17 protein-coding genes are annotated in these 18,153 nt (G+C 61.3%); 9 read left to right on the top strand and 8 right to left on the bottom strand.

Annotation, left to right across the window (positions count from 1 at the left end; all coding sequences use genetic code 11):
- The 7 genes from Q0629_RS03685 to Q0629_RS03655 form a co-directional block, all read left to right on the top strand.
- Window positions 1–443 (top strand): putative PEP-binding protein (locus Q0629_RS03685; protein ID WP_366123030.1); only part of this gene is annotated, 443 nt, incomplete at its 5' end.
- Between the two features lie 190 nt (window positions 444–633).
- On the top strand, window positions 634–2,214 hold the full coding sequence (gene nikA / locus Q0629_RS03680; RefSeq protein WP_298779080.1) for a nickel ABC transporter substrate-binding protein: 1,581 nt from the start codon (window positions 634–636) through the stop codon (window positions 2,212–2,214).
- Window positions 2,215–2,224: 10 nt separating this feature from the next.
- Window positions 2,225–3,166: a nickel ABC transporter permease subunit NikB gene (gene nikB, locus Q0629_RS03675; RefSeq protein WP_298779079.1), complete on the top strand. Its 942-nt coding sequence runs from the start codon at window positions 2,225–2,227 to the stop codon at window positions 3,164–3,166.
- Complete coding sequence (gene nikC / locus Q0629_RS03670; RefSeq protein WP_298779077.1) at window positions 3,163–3,993, top strand: nickel ABC transporter permease subunit NikC; 831 nt, start codon at window positions 3,163–3,165, stop codon at window positions 3,991–3,993. The genes nikB and nikC overlap by 4 nt, the downstream gene beginning before the upstream one ends.
- Window positions 3,990–4,811, top strand: coding sequence for an ABC transporter ATP-binding protein (locus Q0629_RS03665; RefSeq protein ID WP_298779073.1), 822 nt, complete (start codon window positions 3,990–3,992; stop codon window positions 4,809–4,811). The genes nikC and Q0629_RS03665 overlap by 4 nt, the downstream gene beginning before the upstream one ends.
- On the top strand, window positions 4,808–5,593 hold the full coding sequence (locus Q0629_RS03660) for an ATP-binding cassette domain-containing protein (protein ID WP_298779071.1): 786 nt from the start codon (window positions 4,808–4,810) through the stop codon (window positions 5,591–5,593). Before Q0629_RS03665 ends, Q0629_RS03660 begins: the two co-directional genes overlap by 4 nt.
- A 154-nt stretch (window positions 5,594–5,747) precedes the next feature.
- Window positions 5,748–6,668 (top strand): DMT family transporter, encoded by a 921-nt coding sequence (locus tag Q0629_RS03655; protein WP_298779069.1) that lies wholly within the window; start codon window positions 5,748–5,750, stop codon window positions 6,666–6,668.
- Window positions 6,669–6,728: 60 nt separating this feature from the next.
- Here Q0629_RS03655 and Q0629_RS03650 read toward each other — a convergent pair whose 3' ends face one another.
- The 3 genes from Q0629_RS03650 to Q0629_RS03640 all read right to left on the bottom strand — a co-directional run bounded on the left by Q0629_RS03650 (window position 6,729) and on the right by Q0629_RS03640 (window position 7,810).
- Window positions 6,729–7,181 carry a GatB/YqeY domain-containing protein gene (locus Q0629_RS03650; protein ID WP_298779068.1) on the bottom strand — a complete coding sequence of 151 codons (453 nt, stop codon included), beginning with the start codon at window positions 7,179–7,181 and terminating at the stop codon, window positions 6,729–6,731.
- A gap of 64 nt (window positions 7,182–7,245) precedes the next feature.
- A complete protein-coding gene (gene rpsU / locus Q0629_RS03645; RefSeq protein ID WP_298779067.1) occupies window positions 7,246–7,443 on the bottom strand; it encodes a 30S ribosomal protein S21 in 198 nt (65 codons plus the stop codon).
- 28 nt (window positions 7,444–7,471) lie between these two features.
- Window positions 7,472–7,810, bottom strand: coding sequence for a histidine triad nucleotide-binding protein (locus tag Q0629_RS03640; RefSeq protein WP_298779064.1), 339 nt, complete (start codon window positions 7,808–7,810; stop codon window positions 7,472–7,474).
- Window positions 7,811–8,013: 203 nt separating this feature from the next.
- Here Q0629_RS03640 and Q0629_RS03635 point away from each other — a divergent pair, with 203 nt between their 5' ends.
- Both Q0629_RS03635 and Q0629_RS03630 read left to right on the top strand, forming a co-directional pair.
- Window positions 8,014–9,201 (top strand): M20 family metallopeptidase, encoded by a 1,188-nt coding sequence (locus Q0629_RS03635; RefSeq protein WP_298779062.1) that lies wholly within the window; start codon window positions 8,014–8,016, stop codon window positions 9,199–9,201.
- Window positions 9,202–9,224: 23 nt separating this feature from the next.
- Complete coding sequence (locus Q0629_RS03630) at window positions 9,225–9,830, top strand: methyltransferase domain-containing protein (protein WP_298779060.1); 606 nt, start codon at window positions 9,225–9,227, stop codon at window positions 9,828–9,830.
- A 197-nt stretch (window positions 9,831–10,027) separates the two neighbouring features.
- Here the strand turns inward: Q0629_RS03630 and Q0629_RS03625 are convergent, their stop codons facing one another.
- From Q0629_RS03625 to Q0629_RS03605, 5 genes are all read right to left on the bottom strand, one after another.
- Entirely contained in the window at window positions 10,028–11,299 is a 1,272-nt protein-coding gene (locus Q0629_RS03625; RefSeq protein ID WP_298779058.1) for a glycerate kinase, read from the bottom strand.
- Between the two features lie 164 nt (window positions 11,300–11,463).
- A complete protein-coding gene (locus tag Q0629_RS03620; protein WP_298779056.1) occupies window positions 11,464–12,675 on the bottom strand; it encodes a pyridoxal phosphate-dependent aminotransferase in 1,212 nt (403 codons plus the stop codon).
- Complete coding sequence (locus tag Q0629_RS03615; protein WP_298779053.1) at window positions 12,659–13,996, bottom strand: dicarboxylate/amino acid:cation symporter; 1,338 nt, start codon at window positions 13,994–13,996, stop codon at window positions 12,659–12,661. Before Q0629_RS03615 ends, Q0629_RS03620 begins: the two co-directional genes overlap by 17 nt.
- Before the next feature lie 487 nt (window positions 13,997–14,483).
- Window positions 14,484–16,730, bottom strand: a complete 2,247-nt coding sequence (locus Q0629_RS03610; RefSeq protein WP_298779050.1) for an N-6 DNA methylase — start codon at window positions 16,728–16,730, stop codon at window positions 14,484–14,486.
- Between the two features lie 432 nt (window positions 16,731–17,162).
- The gene (locus tag Q0629_RS03605; RefSeq protein WP_298779047.1) at window positions 17,163–18,086 is read right to left on the bottom strand and encodes a LysR family transcriptional regulator; all 924 of its coding nucleotides are present in this window, start codon (window positions 18,084–18,086) and stop codon (window positions 17,163–17,165) included.
- Between the last annotated feature and the right edge of the window lie 67 nt (window positions 18,087–18,153).

Below are 18,153 nucleotides of genomic sequence, written 5' to 3'. Positions count from 1 at the left end.
AGGCCTCCGGGACGGACTTCACCTACCTCGTCGGGACGATGATCGAGGTGCCGCGCGCGGCCCTCGTGGCCGACCAGCTGGCCGAGTACGCGCAGTTCTTCAGCTTCGGAACCAACGACCTGACCCAGACGACCTTCGGCTACTCGCGGGACGACGCCGAGGGCAAGTTCCTGTTCCAGTACATCGACAAGGGCGTGTTCAAGGAGAACCCCTTCAGCGAGCTGGACCGGGATGGCGTGGGCGCCCTGATGCGGATCGCGGTGGAGAAGGGCCGGAGCGTTGCCCCCAGGCTCTCGGTGGGGATATGCGGCGAGCACGGCGGCAACCCGTCCTCCATCGCCTTCTGCCACTCGATCCACATGAGCTACGTCAGCTGCTCGCCCTTCCGCGTGCCCGTGGCACGCGTGGCCGCAGCCCACGCGGCGATGGGGACGCTCAAGTAAGCGACGCTGCCTCGTGCGCGGCACGGAGGGCCGGCCCCCCCGGGGACCGGCCCTTCGTCTATGGGAACGCCTTAGTGTTATTTTTATCATAAAATATGTTACCATATCCTCTACTGAGAAAGGCTTCGCCGGGGGCACCGACTTGGGAATCCCGATGGCTCAATTGATTTAACGATGGAGGAATTTTTCTATGAGGCAATTTGCGAGGTGGCTCTGCGCGCTGTGCCTGTTGTCGCTCTGCGGGGCGTCCGGCGCGGCGGAGAGGTCAAGGTTGGTCTACTCGTGGGGCGGCAACGCGGGAGGGGACCTGAATCCGCACCAGTACTCTCCAAACCAGATGTACGCTCAGGACATGATCTACGAGCCGCTGGTCCGCTATGCCGGGTCCGGCGAGATCGAGCCCTGCCTGGCCGAGAGCTGGGAGGTCTCCCCGGACGGCAAGGTCTACACCTTTCACCTCCGCAGGGGCGTGACCTTCTCCGACGGGACGCCGTGGAACGCACGGGCCGCGAAGGCGAACTTCGACGCCGTGATGGCCAACGCGGGACGCCATGAATGGCTGGGTCTGACCGGGGAGATCGAGGGGACGGAGGCGGCGGACGAACACACGCTGCGCCTCGTCCTGAAGGACGCCTACGGGCCGACCCTGGCGGACCTCTCCCTCATCCGCCCCTTCCGCTTCCTGAGCCCCGCGCAGTTCGGGGCGGACGGGGGCACGGCCAGGGGGATCAAGGCCCCCGTCGGAACGGGACCGTGGGTCCACGCCGAGGGCCGAAAGGGGGAGTACGACCTGTTCAAGCGCAACGAGTCCTACTGGGGCAGGAAGCCTGAGCTTGCGGAGGTGCTGGTCAAGGTGGTCCCGGAGGGGGAGTCGCGCGTGGCGGCCCTCGAGACGGGGGACCTGGACCTGATCTTCGGGGCCAGCGGTCAGGGGGCTGCCCAGATCAGCCTCGAGGCCTTCAAGCGCCTGGAGACGACGGGACGCTTCGAGACGGGCGTCTCGAACCCCAGGGCCACCCGCACCCTGGCCGTCAACTCCGCGAGGGGGGCGGGCAGGGACCTGGCGGTGCGCAGGGCCGTTCAGCACGCCATCGACCGCGACGCCATCGTCAAGGGGGTGTTCCTGGAGGTGGAGCCCCCCGCGCCCTTCCTCTTCAGCACGGCCATGCCCTACTGCAACGTGGGGCTCGTCCCCTACGAGTACGACCTGGAAAGGGCGAAGGCGCTCCTGGAGGAAGCCGGCTGGAAGCAGGAGGGGGACTACCGCTCAAAGGACGGCCAGGAGCTGGCGTTCGACCTCTGTTTCATCGGCAGCGACGCCGTGCAGAAGACGATCGCCGAGGTGGTGCAGTCCAACCTCGGGAAGGCCGGGATTCGGGTCAGCCTGATCGGGGAGGAGAGCGACTCCTACTTCAAGCGCCAGCAGGACGGGGAGTTCGGCATGATCTTCAACGACACCTGGGGCGCCCCCTATGAGCCCCACGCGATGTGCGCCTCCATGCGGGTTCCTGCCCACGCGGACTGTCAGGCCCAGTCCGGCCTGCCGATGAAGAAGGAGCTCGACGAGAAGATCGGTCGGGCGCTTCGGGCCACGACGGACGCGGAACGGTCCGCGCTGTACAGGGACATCCTGACCACCCTGCACGACCAGGCCGTCTACTTCCCCATCTCCTACAAGACGCTGGTGAAGGTGTACAGGAAGGGGTTGGCGGGCGTCGAATTTCCCGCCTTCGTGAACTCGGTGCCCTTCGACGCGATGTCCTGGGAGTAGGCGGCCCGCGATGCTCCGCTTCATCGTCAGGCGCCTCCTCGTCCTGATTCCCATCCTGATCTGCGTCTCGATCCTGGTGTTCCTCGTCCTGAGGCTGGCCAGAGGAGACCCGGCCATGGCCTACCTGAGGATGTCGAACATCCCCCCCACCGAGCAGGCTCTGGCCGAGGCGAGGCGCGAGCTGGGACTGGACCGGCCGATCGCGGAGCAGTACGCTGCGTGGGCCGCGAAGGCCGTCCGGCTGGACTTCGGCCGCTCCTACGTGACGGGCAAGCCGGTGCTCCAGGAGGTGCTATACTACCTTCCCGCCACGTTGACGCTGGCCGGGTGGGGGCTTCTCTTTACTCTCCTGGTCAGCGTTCCCCTGGGGGTGGCCGCAGCGCTCTACAAGGACCGGCTGGCCGACCACCTCACGCGGGCGCTGGCCTTCGTCGGGGTCTCCATGCCGAGCTTCTGGCTGGGCTACCTGCTCCTGTACCTCTTCTCCGTCAAGCTGGGGTGGCTGCCCCCTATGGGGCGCGGCGGCGCGGCGCACCTGGTCATGCCGGTCATCACGCTGTCGGCCATGTCGATCGCCGTCAACGTCCGCTTCCTGCGGGCGAACCTGCTGGAGCACATGCGTTCCCGCTCCGTCTTCTACGCCCGCGCCCGCGGCCTGACGGAGCGGCGGGTGGTGTGGGCGCACGTCATGAAGAACTCCATGATCCCCATCGTCACCGCTACGGGCATGCACCTGGGGGAGATGCTGGGAGGGGCCGTCATCGCGGAGAACGTCTTCGCCTGGCCGGGACTGGGACGCTACGCGGTCCAGTCGGTCCTGAATCGGGACTACCCCGTGCTCCAGTGCTTCATCCTCCTGATGACCGTGATCTTCGTCTTCTGCAACCTCTGCGTTGACATCCTCTACGCGCTGGTGGACCCGCGCGTCCGACTGGAAGGAGAGGCCCGATGACCGCCCGACTGTTGCGCAACAAGGTCTTCTGGGTGGCCGCGGCTCTGCTCCTCCTGATCGGTCTGGCGGCGCTCCTGGGCCCCTGGATGGGGCTGCCGGACCCGCAGGAGGTGGACCTGGCGGCCAAGCTGCTGCCGCCGAGCGCGGGACACCTGCTGGGGACCGACCACCTGGGGCGCGACGTGCTGTCCCGCCTGATCTTTGGCTCCCGCGTTTCGCTGGGGTCCGTCTTCCTCATCCTGCTGCTCATCGTGACCTTCAGCACCTTTGCCGGGAGCGTCGCGGGCTTCTTCGGCGGGGTGCTGGACTCCGCCATCATGCGCACCTGTGACGTGTTTCTGACCTTCCCCACGATCATCTTGGCCATGTTCTTCGTCGCGGTGCTGGGCACGGGGCTGACGAACGTCATCGTCGCGATCTTCTTCACGCACTGGGCCTGGTACGCCCGCATCGTGAGGGGGATCGTCATCTCCCTGAAGAACCGCGAGTTCGTGCTGGCCGCGCGGGTCGCCGGGACCAGCCGGTGGCGCATCGTGGCGCGCCACATCCTGCCGGCCCTGGCCCCGCAACTGCTGGTGCTCTCCACCCTCGACATCGGACACATGATGCTGCACGTGGCGGGGCTTTCCTTCCTGGGGCTCGGCGTCCAGCCCCCGACACCAGAGTGGGGCAGCATGATCAACGACGCGCGCCAGTACCTCTGGACCCAGCCGCAACTGCTGCTCTATCCGGGGCTGGCCATCTTCGTCAGTGTCATGGCCTTCAACCTGCTGGGCGACGCCATGCGCGATGCGTCCGACTTCGACTTCGTGGAGGCAGAGTCATGAGCGCGCCGCTGTTGGAGGTGCGTGGCCTCCGGATCGAGACGTCGGAGCGAGCCGCAAGGCCCCTGGTCCGGGACGTCTCCTTTGCGGTCTGCCGCGGGCGCGTCACCTGTCTGGTGGGGGCCAGCGGATCGGGCAAGTCGCTCTCCTGCACGGCGGTTCCGGGCCTGCTTCCACAGGGCGTGAGGCGCACGGGGGGGGCGATCCGCTTCGAGGGGCGCCCGATCGACGCCCTTCCCGCCAGGGAGCTCCGCGAGCTTCGCGGGACGCGCATCGCCATGGTCCTGCAGGACCCCATCAGTTGCTTCGACCCCCTGTTCTCCATCGGCTCCCACTTCAGGGAGACCCTGGCGGCCCACGGAGGGGACTTCGGTTGGCGCGGGCGGGCCGAGGCTGCCCTGAGGGAGGTCGGGCTTGAGGACGCCGGTAAAATATGCCGCGCCTACCCCTTTCAGCTCAGCGGGGGGATGCTCCAGCGGGTGATGTTGGCCCTGGCCCTGTTGAACGACCCCAGCCTGCTGATCGCGGACGAGCCGACGACGGACCTGGACACCGTGGCCCAGCGACGGGTACTGGACCTGATCGACGCCGCACGGCGCCGTCGGGACATGGGGGTCCTCCTGGTGACGCACGACTTCGGCGTCGTGGCCCGCGTGGCCGACGACGTGGTGGTGCTGGAGGAGGGCGCCGTGGTGGAGGCCCGCCCCGTCGGGGAGATCTTCAGCTCCCCGCGGCATCCGGTGACGGTCGCCTTGGTGGAGGCGCACCGCGCGCTCTGCGCGCGCCTTGGCCTGCTGCAGGAGGGAGGGGACGAACGATGAGCGCGCTTCTGTCTTTAGAGGGCGTTTGCCGCACCTACCGGCGCGGGGGGCTCTTCTCCCGGGCGGAGGCTCTGCACGTGCTGCGCGGCGTGGACCTGGACCTTTCGGAGGGGGCTTCCCTGGGGCTTGTGGGGCGCAGCGGGTGCGGCAAGAGCACTCTGGGACGGGTGATCCTGGGCCTGGAGCGCCCGGACGCCGGGACCGTGCGGTTCCTCGGGGAGGACGTGGCTTCTCCCGCGCGGCGCGCCGAGTTTCGGCGCAGCGTGCAGGCGGTGTTTCAGAACGTACGGGACTCCGTGAACCCGCGGATGACCGCCGGGGAGATCGTCGCGGAGCCGTTGCGCAACTTCTTCAGCCTGACGAAGAGAGAGGCCGTGGAGCGGTCCCGCCCCCTGCTGGAGCAGGTGGGGCTGAAGGCGACGGACGCGGACAAGTACCCCTCGCAGTTCAGCGGGGGCGAGCTCCAGCGGGTCTGTATCGCCCGCGCCCTGGCGCCGAACCCGCGCGTGGTGGTCTTTGACGAGGCGGTCAGCAGCCTGGACATGCTGGTGCAGGCGCGGGTGCTGAAACTGATCGAGCGCATCCGCGACGAGCAGGGGCTGGCGTTTCTCTTCATCTCCCACGACCTGAGGGTGGTGGCCGGGCTCTGTCGCGAGGTGGCGCTGATGGCGGACGGCATGATCGCCGCGCGGGGGTGCTCCGTCAAGGAACTGGCGGCGACGGGACACCCCGTCATCGAGGAGCTGCTGGCCTCCCTGCCCCCTGCGTTCCCGCGCCGCTGAGGGGAAGATTCGTCGTATAATACCCCCGTACGCTGATGCGGCTCGCGCTCCGCTCCGGCCGAACGCGGGCCTTATTTTTGAAGGGGGGACGGAGCGCAATGAGGTTTGGAAGGGTGGAGCGCAGGAGGGCAACGGCTGCCGGAGGTGCGGGAAGATGAAGCACAGTGCCATCGCAGGCTACGCCGCCGCGCTGACCAGCATCCTGATCTGGGGCACGACCTTCATCGTATCAAAGGTCATCCTGGAGGACTTCAGGCCGGTGGAGGTCATCCTGATCCGCATGGTCCTGGGCCTGATGGCGCTCTTCCTGGCGTCCCCCCGCCTCCCGCGGGTCCGGACGGTGCCGGAGGAGCTCTCCTACGCCGTCGCGGGATTCTGCGGCATCGTGCTCTACTTCCTGCTGGAGAACACGGCCCTGACGTACGGCCTGGCCTCCAACGTGGGGGTCATCATCTCCGCCGCCCCCTTCTTCACGGCGACCCTGAACCGCCTCTTCTACCGTTCGGACCGGCTCCAGGTGCGGTTCTTCGTCGGCTTTGCCCTCGCGATGACGGGCATCGGCCTCATCAGCTTCAATGGGGTCCGGATGCAGATCTCGCCTCTGGGGGACCTGCTGGCCCTGGGAGCGGCCGCCAGTTGGGGCCTCTACTCCGTGCTGGTGCGGCGGGCCGGCGGCTTCGGCCTCAGCACCCTTCAGGCGACGCAGCGCATCTTCCTCTACGGCGTCCTGTTCCTGGCGATCCTGTCGCCGTTCCTGGGCCTCAGACCGAACCTCGCCCTCCTGGCGCGGCCGAAGTTTCTCCTCCCCTTCCTCTACCTCGGACTGGGGGCGTCGGCCCTGTGCTTCTTCGCGTGGAACTTTGCCGTCGAGGCGCTGGGGCCGGTGCGGACCAGCGTCTCCGCCTATTTGATCCCCGTCGTGGCCGTGGCGGCAGGCGCCCTGGCCCTGGGAGAGCCCGTGACGCCTTTGTCCCTTCTGGGGACGGTGCTGATCCTGGGGGGCCTCGCCGTCTCCGAGTGGAGGGCGGGAAGGGGCTCTGACGGCGGCGAAAGAGCGACAAAAAGGCGACAATAATGAAGGAGGCGCCCTGGGGCGCCTCCTGACGAAACGGGCGGGAGATGGACTGCGCCCCTCTTAACGGTTCAGGTACGCCGTGACGCGGTCCTTGACGCGCCCGCCGTCGGCGCGGCCCGCCGCCAGGGCCAGCACGGCCTTCATGAGCCTGCCCATGTCGCGGGGTCCGGAGGCTCCCGTGTCCTGGGCGGCCTGACGGACCATCTCGTCCAGGGCTGCGTCCTCCAACTGGGCCGGGAGGTAGGGCTCCAGGATCGCCGCCTCCGCCAGCTCCGCTTCCGCGCGGTCCCGCGCTCCGCCGGCAGCGTACTGCTCCGCGGCCTCCCTGCGCTGCTTGATCAGGCGTCGGATCACCGCGTGCACGTCCTCGTCCGCGATCTCCGCGTCGCGCCCCTTGTCGGCCGCGAGCTTCTGCAGCTCCGTCTTCAGCATCCGCAGGGAGGAGAGGCGCCTCTCCTCCCTCGCCTTCATGGCGGCCATCAGGTCGGCCGCGATCCGATCCGTCAGCTTCATCGCGATCACACTCTCCTTTCGCGAAAAGAAAAAATGGGGGCCTCAGCCCCCATCGACACGCAAACTAACCTGCGTTCCTGTGCCTCATGCTCTTGCGCTTCCGCGCCGCCTCAGCTCGCTTGAGTTTCTTGGCGTCGCTGGGCTTCTCGTAGTGCTCGCGCTTGCGGGCCTCACGCAGAGTCCCCACCTTGGCCACTTCCTTTTTGAAGCGCCTCAGCGTATCCTCAATGTTCTCTCCTTCTTTGCGGGTGACAGTCGTCATGAACAGATCCCCCCTTCCTCTTCTCCGACTAGCCCGGAGGCCAGCCGAAATTGCGTCCCGACAGCAGATGAATGTGAAGGTGAGGTACCGTCTGACCGCTTCCTTCTCCCGTGTTGATGACCATACGATAGCCATCCTTCTCAAGGCCAAGCGAGAGCGCGACCTTCACGGCGGCGCCCATCAGGACGCCCCAGACGGCCGAATCCTTCACCTCGGCCGAAGATGCTACGTGACACCTTGGGATCACCAGGAGATGCGTTGGAGCCTGGGGTGCAACATCACGAAAGACCACGACGTCCTCGTCCTGATAGACGAAGTCCGTCGGTATCTCGCCGCCTGCGATCTTGCAGAAAATACAGTCGCTCATGATTTCCACCCCCTTTGCAAAGCCTGCAGCCGAACGCGACCGCCGCATTCGTAAAACGTTACGAAGCAAGCCATGCCACCTTTACAGGATATACAATTCTATAACATATTCGCGCAAGATACAATAGAACGCAGGAGGCAATCTGCCCCGGATGATATAAAATTGAGTTCACCTGAATTTTGTGAAAGGTGGAGGATGTTGCAATGGAGGGCGTGAGCGTTCGGGATGAGGCGCGGGAGCTGAACGGAGAGATGGTGAGCTGGCGTCGGCACATCCACCTTCATCCGGAGGTGGGGTTCGACGTCGGGGACACGGCGGCCTTCGTCGTTGAGCGGTTGAAGGAGGCGAGGGCCGAGGAGGTCCGGACGGGGGTCGGGAAAAGCGGCGTCACCGCGATGATTCGGGGTGCCCGGCCCGGGCGCACGCTGGCGCTGCGCGCGGACATGGACGCCCTGCCCGTCGCGGAGGCGACGGGGCTGCCCTTCGCGTCCGCGCACCCTGGACGGATGCACGCCTGCGGGCACGACGCGCACACGGCCATGTTGCTGGGGGCGGCTGTCCTGCTGGGGCGGCATCGGGAGGACCTGCGGGGCGCCGTGAAGCTGATCTTCCAGCCGGCGGAGGAGATCGGGATGGGAGCCATGGCGATGATCCAGGACGGCGTCCTCGAGGACGTGGACGCCATCGCCGGGCTGCACACGGGCAGCCTCTGGAACGGTGCCGATGCGGGCGAGATCGGCTTCAAATCAGGAGCCGTCATGGCCGCGGCGGATGTCTTCACCATCGAGGTGAGTGGGAAGGGCGGCCACGGGGCCCAGCCGGACCGCTCGGTGGACCCCATCTCGATCGCCTGCCAGATCTACGCTACCCTCCAGACCGTCATCAGCCGGGAGACGCCGCCCCTGGACCCCGCCGTGCTGACCGTGGGGAGCTTCCAGGCGGGCTCCGCCCCCAACGTCATCCCCGACTCCTGCACGATGAAGGGCACCATCCGCTCCCTCTCGAAGGAGACGCGCAGCTCGTTGCAGGACCGCATCCGGACCATTGCCGAGGGCGTCGCCGCAGCCATGCGCGGCAGTGCTCAGGTCGCCTTCAGGTATGGACCGCCCCCCGTGGTCTGCGACCCCGGCATGACGGAAAAGCTCGTCCGCGCCGCGGGAGCGGTCGTGGGGCCGGAACACGTTCGCCCCATCGACGAGCCGGCCATGGTGAGCGAGGACATGGCCTTCTACATGGAGAAGGTGCCGGGCGTGTTCTTCTCGCACCCCGCAACCTTCGGCGGCGGGCTGGACTTTCCCCATCACCACCCGAAGTTCACCGTCAACGAGGACGTGCTCTGGACGGGGGCCGGGACCTTTGCGGAGTTGGCGCTGACGTGGCAGGAGGCGTAGGGGCCGCCCTGAGGAGCGGTCCCATGAGGAAGGACGGAGGGGCTGCTGTGGAGGACATTCGGGAGGCGGTGCGCGCGGCGTACAGCGCGGCCATCGAGGGACGGGAAGCGGGGTGCTGCACGGACCCCGATGCCGTCACGGACATGACTCAGGGCAACTACCGTGCTGCGGACCTCGCAGGGACGGGGGAAGCGGCGGAGCAGTCCTTCGGGTGCGGGGACCCCGTCCGCGCGGCGCTCCTCAAGCCGGGGGAGCGCGTGTTGGACCTGGGGTGCGGCGCAGGGCTGGATCTGATCCTGGCAGCCCGGGACGTGGGGCCGTCGGGCCAGGTCTACGGCCTGGACATGACCCCCGCCATGCTGGCCCGCGCCCGAAAGAACCTCGCGAAGCTGGGCTTGAAGAACGTCACGCTCCTGAAGGGCCACATCGAGGCGCTCCCGATCTTCGACGGCGGGGTGGACGTGCTGCTCTCCAACTGCGTCATCAACCTGTCCCCGGATAAGGACGCGGTGTTCGCCGAGGCGTTTCGGGTGCTGGCGCCCGGCGGCCGCTTCTGCGTGTCGGACGTCGTGCTGCTGCGCCCCGTTCCGGAGATGCTGCGCAGGAGCAAGACGGCCTGGAGCGGGTGAATCGCCGGAGCTCTTCCGTCGGAAGAGTATAGGCGAAAACTTGAGGCGGCGGGGTTCGTCCACGTCAGCGTCAGACCGACGAAGCCCCATGAGATCAATGCAGACGTCGTTCGACAGGAGGCGGGAAGCCTGAGCGCGGAGGACGAGGCGGCCCTTGCGGGGCTCTCCGCCAGTGCGCTCATCACGGCGGTGCGGCCCTAGCCCATCAGGGCGAACGAGACGTCGTTGACGTTGGTCCCCGTGGGGCCCGTGATGATGAGGGAGTCCACGGCCTTCAGCGCAGTCCATGCGTCGTTGTCCCGCAGGACCGCCTCGACGTCCATCCCGCTGGCCTCCAGCGCTTCCGCCGTCGTCCCGTCCACGATGCCCCCGGCCGCGTCCGTGGGGCCGTCCGTGCCGTCCGATCCCACGGAGACGACCACGACGTCCCGAAGCCCCCGTATGCCGCGGCACGCCGACAGGGCCAGCTCCTGATTGCGTCCGCCCCTGCCCTTTCCCGTCACGCGCACCACGGTCTCGCCGCCCGCGATGACGGCACAGGGCGCTGCGATGGGGCGACCGCTGGCGCGCACCTCCCGCGCGACGGCGGCCAGGAACGCGCCGGCCTCCCGCGCCGTGCAGGAGAGCGTGGAGGTCAGGAGCAGCGGCGCGTAGCCCAGGGCTGCGGCGGCCCTCCCCGCCGCCGCGCAGAGCGACGCCACGCTGCCCGCCGCTACGGCCGTGGCGTTGTCCAGTTTTTTGGGCGTTTCGCGTTTCATGGCCTCCGTGAGGCGGGGGTGGAGTGCCAGCCCGTACTTCTCCACGACGCGCAGGGCGTCCTCCGACGTGGAGGCGTCGGGACAGGCCGGCCCCGACGCGATGCTGTCCAGACGATCCCCCAGCACGTCCGACAGGGCCACCGTCAGGACGCGGGCCGGCGCGCAGAGCTCGGCGAAGCGCCCTCCCTTCACGGCGGACAGGTGCTTGCGGACCGCGTTGACCTCCACGATGTCCGCTCCGCTGGCCAGGAGCTGGCCCGTCACGCCCGCCACGTCCCCCAGCGTCACGCCCTCCGCCGGCAGCTCGAAGAGCGCCGACCCGCCGCCCGATACGAGGAACAGCACCGTATCCTCCGGCGACAGGCCCCTCACGCGCCTCAGGAGCGCCTCCGTCCCTTGGACCGCGTTCTCGTCCGGCACCGGATGCCCCGCCTCAAAGGCCTCAATGCCCCGCATCTCCCCCAGCGAATGGCCGTATTTGGTGATGAGGACGCCGCCGGCCAGCCTGTCTCCCAGTAGCTCCGAGGCGGCTTTCGCCATGCGCCACGCCGCCTTGCCGATGGTGGCCAGCACCACCCGTCCTCGCCCCGCCTCCCTCAGCCGGGCAGCGAGCTCTCCACGCCCCAACGCCTCTCTCACCGCCGCTTCGGGCAGCACGGCGTCAATGGCCTGCCTCACGATCTCCAGCGCATCCTCCCGCAGCTTATCCATCCCGCGCACCTCCCCGACGGCTTGGGACGAAGCGTCCCACGTTTCTTCATTATAGCCTGCAATGACAAGGACACGCGCGACATCCCGTTGCGTGCTCCACGCATCGGTGCGGGGCCTTCGTCAGGCTGATTTTTTTCTGAGCGGATCAGCGGGCACTCAACGGCTTACCGCAGCTCCTGGACGGCCTTTTCGATCCTCTCACAGGCCTCGACGAGCTCTTCGTAAGCGGCCGCATACGAGAGGCGCAGGTAGCCCTCACCCTCCGACCCGAACGCACTTCCCGGAACCAGCGCCACTTTTGCGTGGTCGAGCATGTACTCGGCGACCTCGGCGGACGAGCGGCCCAAGCTCTTGACGTTGACGAAAACGTAGAACGCGCCCTTCGGATTGTTGCAGCTCAGGCCGTCGATCGCGTTGAGCGCCTTGACGACGTAATCCTTGCGCCTTTGATACTCGCGGCGCATCGCCTCGACGTCCTCGTCGCATTCGCGAAGGGCGACGACCGACGCATCCTGGACGAACGACGGCGCGCACGTCACCGTGTATTGATGAACGCGCACGCACGCCTGAACGATCTCGCGCGGGGCGCACAGATAGCCAAGGCGCCATCCCGTCATCGAGTACGCTTTGGACATGCCGCCCAACGTGATCGTCCGCTCCTTCATTCCTGGCAGCGAAGCGATGCTCACGTGCTCCACTCCGTCGTAGATGAGCCGTTCATAGATCTCGTCCGACAGGACCAGCAGATCGTGTTTCCGTGCCGTCTCGGCAAGGCGGTCCAGGGTTTCGCGCGAAAAAACGCCTCCGGTCGGGTTGCTGGGATCAACGATGACCAGCATTTTCGTTCGGCTCGTTATCTTGCTCTCGAGCTCCGCGAAGTCCACTTGATAGTCGTTTTCCTCCTTGAGGCTGTACGTCGATGGAACCGCTCCCAGGGATTCCGGAACGTGGATGTAGTTCAGCCACACCGGATTGGGGACGAGGACCTCGTCGCTCGGGTTCAGAAACGCCGCCATGCCGGCAAAGGTTCCTTCTCCGACGCCGACGGTAACCAGGACTTCGGACGGGTCGTACCTCACGTGGTTCTTCTCGCGCATCTTGTCGGCGATTGCCGTCCTCAGCTCTGGCGTCCCATAATTCGACGTGTAAAAGACGTGTCCCTGAGCCAGGCTCTCGGCCGCTGCGCGCTTGATCCTCTCCGGCGTATCAAAATCCGGACGGCCGATCTCCAGGTGGATCACGCGCTCACCCGCCTGTTGCATCTTCGTCGCCTTCTCCATCATCTTGCGTATGCCGGAGAAGGGCAAAAAGTTCATCCGTTCTGCCGTAACGTAGTTCACTGCCGTCTCCTCCTTGCCGTCAGCTATTGTAGACATCGCGGTTCAGCGCTCCCTCTTTGGCGTTCACGATCACGTTGACCGCCGCGTCACCGATGACGTTCAGCGTGAGGAGCGACATCTCGACCGGGCGGTTGATCGCGACGACCAGCGCGTAGCCGACCAGGCACGCCTCGGTCGTAAACCCCAGGCCGGCCATGACGGTGAAGATCATCGTCGTTCCTGCGACCGGAATGGCCGGCGTCCCCGCGGCTGCGCATATCGTCAGGACCGCCATGATGACGAGCGTGGCCGGCGTTATCGGGATGCCTGCACTCGTTGCGATGAACGTCACCGCCACCATGTGCATGATCGAGGTTCCGTTCATGTTGATCGTCATGCCCAGCGGAAGCACGAAGCTCGTTATCTCTTCGCTGCATCCGAGTTCATCGAGGTTCGTGCGCATGTTGATCGGCAGAGTCGCCGCCGACGAGTTCATCGCGAAGCCGAACACGCCGACCTTCGCCATCTTCCTGATGAACTTGAACGGGTTCAGGCCGGTCAGCAGAAAAATCCCTATCGGGTAGACCGTCAAGAGCACCAGGAAGAGCGTGAAGATGGCGGTCCCCATGTAGGCGGCGGCCGGTTTCAGGTATTCAACGCCGTAGACGGCGAACGTGCGGGAGATCATGCAGAAGATCGCAAACGGCCCCACTTTGTTGAGCAGGAAGGTCAGCCACATGTTGATGACGTCGCTGAGGCCCTCCAGAACGTTTTTGAGCGCCTGGGCCTTTTCTCCAAGCTTGTTCATGCAGATTCCCAGGATGATGGCGATGACCACGACCGCAAGGATTCGCGTGTTGACGCCCATGACGTTGACGATATTGTTTGGTATGGCATCGACGATGACGCCAAGCGGGTTGTATGGAGCGATCTGGGCCGTCTTCGTGACCTCGCCGCCCGGAAGAACCACCGTAAACCACCCCATCCCCCGTGCCCCGTAGGCGATCGCTCCCGCTATCAGGCACCCGACGGCGTAAAAGCCTAAGAAGCCGATCAACGAACGGACGGCAATGCGTCCAAGCTTCGCGGCCTCGGAGATGCTGCACATCGCGAGGCTGATCGAAACGAGGACCAGCGGAACGATGGCAAGCTGGAGGCCGTTCATGAACACCTGGCCGATGATGTAGAACAGTCCGAGCGATCGGACGCCTTCGGGGCGCGTGATGTCCTGAAACAGCAGGCCGTTGATGAGCTTCCACGTCCCCTCGCCGCCGTTTGACAACAGGTATTCCCTCAGGAACAGGCACCCGATGCCGACGACAAGACCACAAACGAGCGCAATGAGCATCCTGTGAACGATAGTGGTTTTTCCCTTCATTTGCCGCATCCCCCTTGGATATGGTTTTGTGACCGTAATGCCCAATATAACAGGGTTTTTGGTTTAAGGAAAATTGATTTTTTCTTTGTGAAATATTCAAGAAATTTATCTAAGTTGTCTTCACGCAAGATGTCAAAGGGGTCATGGATAAGGCCTATTGTGGAATGGTGACACGTCGTCTTTCGGAAGAATGTGGGTTGGAGCCGGTCGTTCCGCCCAAGAGCAACGCGAAGAAACCATGGTCGTATGGTGTAGGGCTTTACAAGAAACGGAACGAGGTCGAACGTCTTTTCTGCAGGGACAAGAGGTTTCGTCGTATTGCTACGCGGTACGATTAAGTTGGATTTGGATGTTATTTTCCTGGGCTTCCTGTTTTTTGTTTTTGTTTTCGATCTCTTGCTTTTGTGTTAACACGACTAGTATAGCACCACTTATTTGTCGCTTAAATCTGCTTGGGGTTACTCAACGATAACAAACGATGCAGACTTTAATCTGATAGATTAGCTATATCGTGTGAAAGCTGTTCCTGCGCTTTTCTATACTTCTCTTGAAGTGTCAGGAAGTCTTTCAACTTTGTTTGAACAAAGGCTTGCTGTTCGTCATAGGGAATATAATCAACATAATAATCCTTGAACATATTCGGCAATATAGTCAACTTTGATGTTCCGTCCGCTAAGTCAGAAACGATTTGTTTTCTAATTGAAGCAAAATAGCAATTGTAGAACTCTAAGCTAATCGGATATTTTGGGTCATGTTTACTTGTCAAAACAAGACATAGATTACTTGCAATAAATTTTCCATTGACATAGTGACTGCGACCTAAAGAACCCGCTGCGCTAACTGCATAAACAATCGCTTCTGTATCAAGCGCATAATCTGTATGTGTTTTCCATTCTTCGCCTGCAGTTACGAAGGGATAGTCGCCGTCAATATTGCTTTCACTCGCAAGCGTTCCTTTAGTAACATGAAATAGCGTGCTAACTTTTACCATTTCGTAATTGCTGTTTCGCCGCGTTTGAACGCCTGCACAATTCAAAATACCGTCTTTGTATATTTTCTTCTTTTGGCAAACCCCCATTATCTCTCTTGAATTAGATATTGCGTCAAAGATTGTATCCTCTATTTCAGGCCACGTTCCATTTTTATCAATGCGCCCTTTATGCTGAATGCTTACAAAACCGTCATCGTCAAGGTTGTAGAAAAGCACGTCATCAGTTTCAATATGCGGCGTTTTCGTAAAACCAAAAATAGACGTGTTCACAGTCCGTTTTTGCTCAGAAAACAACTTGTCAGGCATTTTAATAACATAATCCAGCTTTGCCATAGATAAAACTTTTTCAGTCAGATCTCCTTGATTATGTGTCATGGTAGGTGTGGGCATAATGATAACAAGTTTGCCGCCCGGCTCAAGGTACTTCAATGCTTGAATTGTAAACTTGATAGGGTTGTTATTCTCATAAGGTGGATTGATAATAACCCTTGTTGGCTTCATGCTCCAAATGTATTCAAGTAGTTCTTTGTCTCTATTATTTACAATTCCGCCTTGCGTTTCATCAAGCAGACTACTTCTGTATAGCAAATTAGTTCTGCCATCGCCATGCAGGAACATATTTGAACACGCAAGGGCAAAAAGAACAGAGTCAATTTCAAAGCCGATAAGTTGCTTTTCTTTGATGTTTGTAATTCTCCTTTCATCGCCTTTTGCAAGCGCGATCATTGTTTCCATAGCTTCCATAAGAAAACCGCCAGAACCTGCGCAAGTGTCTAATACCACATCATTTACAGACAGTCGCGCTAATCTAACCATTAGTTCCTTTATATGGTCGGGTGTTAAGATAATGTTCTTGTTATCTACTTTCCCCGCACGGGAAAGAAAGATTTTATATGCACGCGCTAAAATATCCTGCTTTTCTTCATTTTGAAAAGGGTAGAAAATTTTTTTTTCAATAATATCTATGATTTTCTTGTATTCTTCAAGGGTATAGTCAATATTCTTGATAAACGAAAACTTGTCGCGCCAGCTAAACTCTTTAGACAGGCTGTTGATTTTGCTTTCAAGTTCAGTCGTTATAGCTTCAAGGATAGCTTTATTAAGATTATGCGCTTCAAGAACTGTTGCTTTTGTTGTAGCAACTTCCTCTTTTGACGGGGCTTGAATGTTCTTGTAGGTACTTCTGAAATTATTATTTTTTAACGCTATCATCAGTCCGGAAAAGAACAAGCTACGGTCGGTATCGCGAACCTTATTATTATTGTTAAAACGCTTATTTAAGTCCTTTAACACTGTTATAAGGGCTTCAGTCGTAACACTTTTGCCGTATTTTGTCTTGACATACTGCTTTTTGATCGCCGGAATAGAAAGCAGAGTGTTTTCTTGTGGGAACGATTTAATTTCAGTCATTCCCATAAGTTTCAAGTAATAAGTCACAAGGATGTTTTCCTGTGACTGTCCAGATACACTTATACCGATAATATCCTTATGTATCTTATTGTTTATCATGTAATACTGTACTTCGTCTTGTGCTGCTGCGTGATCTGTAGCTTTGGCCTCAACTATAATGCAATAGTCTCCGCTATCACAGAAAAAATCAGGGTATCCACTATAAGACGTACCCTTTTTTGAAGTAAAGCCATAGCCGGACGGTATAGCTGATTTTTCTATGAAAGTGCTTGCTCCATAAAAGTCGCGAAAAATATTTTCCGTTATCGTTTCGCTAACTTTCTTCTTTGTCATGACTCCGCGCCGCCTTTCTCTGTTTCGTCTATGATTTCCACGATATCATCATCAAGCCCGCAGTGCGGAGCAGTAGCAACTTTCGCTAAGCTGTTCATTGCAACGATTTTATCTTTTCAGGTTCCTCGCTCCTCGCCATTTTATTTATGGATGAGCCGTCAGCTCCCTGACAATTTTCCTGTAATCTTTCATGTTCACGCTCCTGGGTTGTCCTGTTGACCCCTGCCGCTTATCCTACCACATGTGGGGGATAATGTGGAGGAAAAGTGGGGGATATTTTCAGGAAAACAGGGGAACGCCTGCGTAACTGCGGTATATAGTGGTTCTGATTTTAGTCGTTTGGCCACCCAGGGGAGAGCGACGCGCGGCGGTGGGGCCGCGCGCCCCCTTTGGAGAGCCTTCCGGCAGCCGTTCGCTCTCGCTCACGGGCCGTCAGTCCCTCCCGCCAAAGACCTCCCCGATCTTTATCGGGAATTTCAGGTCCCCCAGGTATTCCTCGACGGCGCTCTCAAAGAGGGCTACGACCCTGTGGCGCGTCAGTTTTGGAGCCTGCCGCTTTATTTTGTAAACGCTGCGGTTGGGAGGGGCGCTTTCTATCTCGCTGACGTAGAGGCGCCGCCCCCTCGCCAGCTCGGCAATGACGGATTCCGGGGCGATCACCCAATGGTCGGGCTGGCTCCACAACCTGTCGAGCATCGCCACCGTATCCACCGAAACCCTTGGGCGGTACACGCCTCCTGCGCAGATCCCGCGCCAAATCTGGTAATTGTCGTCCCAGCTCATGAAGATCTCCTTTGAGGTATCGAGTTCGTTCATGCGAACGACCGGCTTCGAGACGACCGGCTCGTCCGTTTGCGCGAGGTAGAGCCTCTCTTCAAAGATCTTGTCGGACCGGATGTTCTTGTACGGCAGGTTGTGGTAGACGAATGCCATGTCGATGTCGTGATTGGCCAGGAGCCCGTACAGTTCCCTGGACTGATGGGTATGGACGGTCAGGTTCACCTGCGGTTTCGTCTTGAGAAACCCCTCGTACAGGGGCGCGAGGAGGACGACGTTCATGCTGTCCGTGCAGCCGATCGACAGGGGAACCCTGTCCTCGGCACCGCTGAGGTTTTGCGTCTCCTTCCACAGCGAGACCCATCGCTCGGCGACCGGGATGAAGTCCAGCCCTCGCTCGGTCAGCTCGACTTGCTTGCATCCTTTTTTGCGAATCATAAGAGGAAAGCCCAGCTCCGCCTCGAGGGAGTTCAGCCTGTGCGTGACCGTCGGCTGGGTCAAAAACAGCATCTTTGCGGTTTGCGTAACGCTTTTTGTGTTGACGACCGTGAGAAAGGTCTCTATGTCCGCAAGGTTCATTCGATCCGCCTCCCCATCCCAAACATAAATTTCATTTATTATCATAGTAAAATTTATTCATTTTGCA

This window comes from uncultured Fretibacterium sp. (assembly GCF_938030725.1).
GTDB lineage: Bacteria > Synergistota > Synergistia > Synergistales > Aminobacteriaceae > Fretibacterium.
The sequence above is the reverse complement of the archived record's forward strand: the minus strand, read 5'-3'. Positions and strand labels throughout refer to the sequence as shown.

Excerpts from the sequence above, each read along its gene's own strand:
- Q0629_RS03635 (WP_298779062.1), top strand. The coding sequence starts at position 8,014 with ATGGAGGGCGTGAGCGTTCGGGATGAGGCGCGGGAGCTGAACGGAGAG.
- Q0629_RS03620 (WP_298779056.1), bottom strand. The coding sequence starts at position 12,675 with ATGTCTACAATAGCTGACGGCAAGGAGGAGACGGCAGTGAACTACGTT.
- Q0629_RS03660 (WP_298779071.1), top strand. The coding sequence starts at position 4,808 with ATGAGCGCGCTTCTGTCTTTAGAGGGCGTTTGCCGCACCTACCGGCGC.
- nikA (WP_298779080.1), top strand. The coding sequence starts at position 634 with ATGAGGCAATTTGCGAGGTGGCTCTGCGCGCTGTGCCTGTTGTCGCTC.
- Q0629_RS03625 (WP_298779058.1), bottom strand. The coding sequence starts at position 11,299 with ATGGATAAGCTGCGGGAGGATGCGCTGGAGATCGTGAGGCAGGCCATT.
- Q0629_RS03615 (WP_298779053.1), bottom strand. The coding sequence starts at position 13,996 with ATGAAGGGAAAAACCACTATCGTTCACAGGATGCTCATTGCGCTCGTT.
- Q0629_RS03650 (WP_298779068.1), bottom strand. The coding sequence starts at position 7,181 with ATGAAGCTGACGGATCGGATCGCGGCCGACCTGATGGCCGCCATGAAG.
- Q0629_RS03610 (WP_298779050.1), bottom strand. The coding sequence starts at position 16,730 with ATGACAAAGAAGAAAGTTAGCGAAACGATAACGGAAAATATTTTTCGC.
- Q0629_RS03605 (WP_298779047.1), bottom strand. The coding sequence starts at position 18,086 with ATGAACCTTGCGGACATAGAGACCTTTCTCACGGTCGTCAACACAAAA.
- nikC (WP_298779077.1), top strand. The coding sequence starts at position 3,163 with ATGACCGCCCGACTGTTGCGCAACAAGGTCTTCTGGGTGGCCGCGGCT.
- Q0629_RS03665 (WP_298779073.1), top strand. The coding sequence starts at position 3,990 with ATGAGCGCGCCGCTGTTGGAGGTGCGTGGCCTCCGGATCGAGACGTCG.
- rpsU (WP_298779067.1), bottom strand. The coding sequence starts at position 7,443 with ATGACGACTGTCACCCGCAAAGAAGGAGAGAACATTGAGGATACGCTG.
- Q0629_RS03655 (WP_298779069.1), top strand. The coding sequence starts at position 5,748 with ATGAAGCACAGTGCCATCGCAGGCTACGCCGCCGCGCTGACCAGCATC.
- Q0629_RS03630 (WP_298779060.1), top strand. The coding sequence starts at position 9,225 with ATGAGGAAGGACGGAGGGGCTGCTGTGGAGGACATTCGGGAGGCGGTG.
- nikB (WP_298779079.1), top strand. The coding sequence starts at position 2,225 with ATGCTCCGCTTCATCGTCAGGCGCCTCCTCGTCCTGATTCCCATCCTG.
- Q0629_RS03640 (WP_298779064.1), bottom strand. The coding sequence starts at position 7,810 with ATGAGCGACTGTATTTTCTGCAAGATCGCAGGCGGCGAGATACCGACG.